Genomic DNA, 3350 nt, shown 5'->3' with positions numbered 1-3350 from the left:
AAAAAGCGATCGCATTCCCTGGCGGCCCCGCGACCTTCATTAATCGCCCAAACCACCAAACTTTGACCACGACGACAATCCCCCGCTGCAAAGACTTTCGGTAAGCTAGTGGCAAATTGACCGTGTTCGGCCTTGATATTGCTGCGGGCATCCTTTTCTAAGCCTAAATCATCGAGTAAAGGCTGTTCTGGTCCCAAAAATCCCATGGCCAATAGAACCAATTGCGTCGGGATGACTTTTTCTGTTCCTGCCACCGGTTGGGGGATAAACTGCCCTTTTTCGTTGCGTTGCCATTCCACCTGTACCGTGTGAATCCCTGTGACGTTACCCTCGCTATCCCCCTCGAATTTAGTCGCTGTGGTGGTATAAACCCGGGGGTCATCACCAAAACGCGCGGCTGCTTCCTCTTGTCCATAGTCCAGACGGTAGATTTTTGGCCATTCGGGCCAGGGATTATCGGCGGCCCGTTCGCGGGGCGGTTGCGGCATAATCTCTAATTGGGTGACGCTACGGCAGTTATGACGCAGGGAAGTCCCCACACAGTCGGTTCCCGTGTCGCCACCGCCGATAATTACCACGTCTTTACCCGCAGCCGAGATAAAATCCTCCCCCAGCTGTCCGTCTAGTAGTGCTTTTGTATTAGCTGTGAGAAATTCCATGGCGAAGTGAATGCCCTTTAATTGGCGACCTTCGATGTTCAAATCCCGGGGTTTGGTGGCTCCGGTACAGATAACCACGGCATCATATTCGTTTAATAGGTCTTGGCTGCTGATATCCTTGCCCACTTCCGTGTTACAGACCATTTTTACCCCTTCCTGTTCCAGCATCTGGAGACGACGCAGAACCACTTCTTCCTTATCTAACTTCATGTTAGGGATACCGTACATCAACAGGCCTCCGGGTCGGTCGGCCCGTTCGTAAACCGTCACCCAGTGACCAGCTTTATTTAACTGGTCGGCGGCCGCTAATCCAGCAGGTCCGGAACCAATCACAGCCACTTTTTTGCCGGTACGGATGGCGGGGGGATTGGCAGTAATCCACCCGGATTCCCAACCTTTGTCGATAATCGAACATTCAATATTTTTGATCGTAACGGGGGGATTATGAATACCGAGAACACAGGAACCCTCACAGGGAGCGGGGCAGACTCTACCGGTAAATTCGGGGAAATTATTGGTTTTATGGAGGCGATCGAGGGCTTCTCGCCACAATCCTCGATAGATTAAATCATTCCATTCGGGAATCAGGTTATTAATCGGGCAACCACTGGCCATGCCACTAATTAGGGTTCCCGTGTGACAAAATGGTGTACCACAATCCATACAACGGGCGGCCTGATTGCGGAGTTTATCTTCTGGCATGGGAAGATGAAACTCATCCCAATTATGAAGGCGATCGAGGGGGGTAAGTTCGGAAGGAAGTTCACGCAGGAATTCGATAAAGCCAGTCGGTTTGCCCATAGTCTTTGTTATCTCTGTCGTTTATCCCCTATCTTCCTTCAGAGTTCGATCGATCCTCGCAACTTTACCGATTTCTTTAATCTTATCGGCAGCTCAGTGGAGTAACAGGCGGTAATTTTGACAAATTGGTTAATTAACTATTGAGTTAAAAACAGGCGATTTCAAGAGGAAGGAGGCAATTCTAAGGGGATAGCCCCGATTATTCCCTTACGAAAATCATTGAGTAACTGCATAGCTGCCCTTTCTTTATCTTCTTGATATTTGAGATTGGCCAATTTTTCGATAAAATCCTCCCCGGTTATGTCTAGAGTATTCAACCCATAACGAGATTGTAAAAGTTCTTCATACTGTAATTCTATTAATAAATCGACAAAAGCCGCCGCTATCCTTTGGTTATCATAACCAGCATCCCCAATATCCTCACAGATAGCTAATTTCACCGCATCCTTTTGATTTTCTAAACGGGAAGGAATCACCCCCGGCGCGTCTAATAATTCTAAGGTGTCGGAAATTCGTACCCATTGTAATTGTCGCGTTACTCCGGCCCTGCGGGCGCTGGCAACGACTTTTCGCCCTAATAAACGGTTAATCAGGGCAGATTTGCCCACATTGGGAAACCCAATCACCACGGCCCGCACTGGACGCGGTAACATTCCTCTTAGTTGACGTTTTTGGTTAATTTCATCGCCAATTTTTTCCGCCGCTTTGATAATTGCTTTAACTCTTTCTCCCTGTTTAGCGTTAGTAAAATAGACGGTTTCTCCTTGACTTTTAAACCATGTTACCCATTGTTGCTGGGCAGATTCGGGAATCATATCGAGACGATTTAAGATTAATAAGCGCGGTTTATTGCCAATCCAATCGTCCACCTGGGGATGATGGGAGGCTAAGGGAATGCGAGCATCGCGCACTTCTAGGACCACATCCACGAGTTTAAGATGTTCCTTTAGTTTTCTTTCCGCTTTGGCAATATGACCGGGATACCATTGAATTAACGACATGGGAGATGGGAGTATAAAATTAGATCTTATCAGGAATAGTCCCTAGATAGCTAAGTGGGTAGGTGTTAAAAATTATCAGATTCCTCCTTATTAAGCTATTCATTCGTTACATCTTTCTTAACATAAAATTTGACAAAAAGAGAAAAGTGTGCAAGATGGCTCAAGGAGGTTCTATGGGGGGACTAATTTGATGAGATAGTTTCCAAGTCTGGCTGATATCATGTAACCTTCGCAGTCCCAACCAAATAGTTTTAACACCTGGTTCACCGTCACCTTTTCTACCTAAAAACCCCCCAAGAGAAGCAATCATTCTGACCGCTTCTCGAAAGGAGGGCGGCTTTTCAGGTGGCGGACTCTTTTTATGAATAGTGGCACACAAAGATTGCCATTCATGTTCTTCCAAAAAACTTTCACAACTCTCCTCTCCGTGTAAGCGTGCTTGATAGGTTAACCAAAGTAATCTCCAAGCTACAATTGAATAGGTAGCTAAGGCCATCTCAATTCTACGACCCGTTTCTAATTGCAGTTTTTCTAATCCACAACCACTTTTTAAAACAAAATGATAGCGTTCTATTAACCAGCGATAACTATACCAGCGCACACAGGTTATCGCCGATTCAAAGCTACTAATGTCTAGGCTAGTTAAGAGGAGCCAACTGATAGGATTAACTCCAGGACGCGGATTTTCTTCTTCAGCTAAAATTACCTGTAATTTGACCGGTTGACGAGGGTTCGCTTTCGAGTGATGCTTAGGTACTTGTATTTCAAAACTGGCAAATCTAACTGTTAGTTTAGCTAGTCTAGCCTCGTGATTAGGATTGCGTTTTACTTGCACATCTAGGCTACCACAGGCTTTTATTTCTCTGATGGATTGATGTAAATATTTAGG

The 3350-nt window shown here is 45.9% G+C and carries 2 protein-coding genes and 1 pseudogene; all 3 read right to left on the bottom strand.

Going from position 1 to position 3350, the window contains the following annotated elements; genetic code table 11:
- A partial coding sequence (locus O9323_RS10305) for a glutamate synthase subunit beta (protein WP_288125053.1) occupies positions 1-1460 on the bottom strand: 1460 nt, incomplete at its 3' end.
- Positions 1461-1621: 161 nt separating this feature from the next.
- Positions 1622-2461 carry a ribosome biogenesis GTPase YlqF gene (gene ylqF / locus O9323_RS10300; RefSeq protein WP_130757887.1) on the bottom strand — a complete coding sequence of 280 codons (840 nt, stop codon included), beginning with the start codon at positions 2459-2461 and terminating at the stop codon, positions 1622-1624.
- A gap of 160 nt (positions 2462-2621) precedes the next feature.
- Positions 2622-3350: pseudogene (locus O9323_RS10295) on the bottom strand (IS4-like element ISMae7 family transposase); the annotation flags it as partial.

The organism is Microcystis sp. LE19-131.1A (genome assembly GCF_027532015.1).
Classification (GTDB): domain Bacteria; phylum Cyanobacteriota; class Cyanobacteriia; order Cyanobacteriales; family Microcystaceae; genus Microcystis; species Microcystis ichthyoblabe_A.
The sequence above is the reverse complement of the archived record's forward strand: the minus strand, read 5'-3'. Positions and strand labels throughout refer to the sequence as shown.

Coding starts and splice junctions, on each gene's coding strand:
- ylqF (WP_130757887.1), bottom strand. CDS start 2,461: ATGTCGTTAATTCAATGGTATCCCGGTCATATTGCCAAAGCGGAAAGA.